2 protein-coding genes are annotated in these 1,134 nt (G+C 62.4%); both read right to left on the minus strand.

All coding sequences use genetic code 11. The features are described 5' to 3' along the window. Window positions 1-890 (minus strand): DNA polymerase IV (gene dinB / locus A3730_RS21885; protein ID WP_063538936.1); only part of this gene is annotated, 890 nt, incomplete at its 3' end. A 19-nt stretch (window positions 891-909) separates the two neighbouring features. Next, window positions 910-1,134 (minus strand): hypothetical protein (locus tag A3730_RS32790; RefSeq protein ID WP_231884012.1); only part of this gene is annotated, 225 nt, incomplete at its 5' end.

The following is a 1,134-nucleotide window of genomic DNA, read 5'->3' on the forward strand; positions in this document are numbered from 1 at the left end:
CCACTGATCAGGTAGTGCTGATCCAGTTTGGCAAACCGTTCCTTCAGCTTTTCAATCAGCCCCTCCAGCTCCCGGAGCCAGTCCGTCAGGGTGAGCTGGTCCTTGTCGTAGGTGCGTTCCACCGAAACGGATTTACGTCGTCGGCCGGTCTGGATCGGACGGCTGTCTTCACCGCGGCACAGGTGATAAAGCCGCTCGCCAAAACTGCCAAAGTGCTGGCCCAGCTCCAGCCGGCTTAGCTGTTGCAGGTCGCCACAGGTTTTCAGGTTCAGGCCGGCCATGCGCTCGCCAGTGACCCGGCCCACCCCGGAAATCTTGTTCACCGGCAGGGCGGCCACAAATTCCTCGACCCGGGCCGGGGGAATCACAAATAGCCCGTCGGGCTTGCGCCAGTCGCTGGCGACCTTGGCCAGAAATTTGTTGGGGGCGACGCCTGCGGACACGGTAATAGCCACCTCCCGGCGAACGTCCTGGCGCAATGCCTGGGCAATGCGGGTGGCGCTATTATCGAATTGTTCGCTGGCGCTCACGTCCAGAAAGGCCTCGTCCAGTGACAACGGCTCGATCAGGCTTGTATAACGACGAAAAATGTCATGGATCTGGGCGGAAACTTTGCGGTATTTGTCAAAGTTCGGAGGCACAATAACCAGTTCCGGGCAGCGCCGCAGGGCCTGGGAAGATGCCATGGCTGAATGCACGCCAAATTGCCGCGCCGGGTAGTTGCAGGTGGCAATCACGCCACGCCGGTGCGGGTCGCCGCCCACCGCCACCGGGCGGCCGCGCAGGCTAGGGTCGTCCCGCATTTCCACGGCGGCGTAAAAGCAGTCGCAGTCCACGTGGATAATTTTGCGCGATGCAGGCGTCATGGAGGGTGTGGTGGAATGTGCCATGATGGGCTCGGGTAAGCGTTCACGTGTTGGCGCGGCTGTTGCAGGCCACAGGCACAGAGACGTGTCCGGTGGGCAGCAGGCAGACCGGGCTACCCCCGTGGGCATAGTGCCAGGCAGGGGCGCCAATAGGGTGCCATAAGGAGAGTGTACCATCGCCATTAGCGAGAACCGCACACCGCAGGTGCTGATTGTCGGTGCGGGCCCCACCGGGCTGGCACTGGGTATCGGCTTGCGCCGCCACGGT

It is taken from the genome of Alcanivorax sp. HI0044 (genome assembly GCF_001634945.1).